We start from the raw sequence: 209 nt of genomic DNA, 5'->3' as shown, positions 1-209 counted from the left end.
ACACGCTCGTGAACGTGCCACTCTTTCAGCGTCGGCACTGGCGGCGGGGATACAATCAGAGCGACCTCCTGTGCCGTCCGCTCGCCCGCTGGCTGGGTTGCCGGTACCCCGCCTCTGCGCTGAAACGTATTCATGCCACTGCCGTTCAGCACCGGCTCAACGCCCGGTCGCGCAAAAGAAACCTGAAAAACGCCTTTCGCCTTGAATTG

At 61.7% G+C, this 209-nt stretch carries 1 pseudogene; it reads left to right on the top strand.

The window, feature by feature from the left end:
• Nucleotides 1–209, top strand: a pseudogene (locus RRF55_RS29405) (DNA utilization protein GntX); the annotation flags it as partial.

It is taken from the genome of Klebsiella sp. K47, from assembly GCF_051858335.1.
GTDB classification, from domain to species: Bacteria; Pseudomonadota; Gammaproteobacteria; order Enterobacterales; family Enterobacteriaceae; genus Klebsiella; species Klebsiella pneumoniae.
Note: the sequence above shows the minus strand (reverse complement) of the source record. Positions and strands in the feature narration are given on the sequence as shown.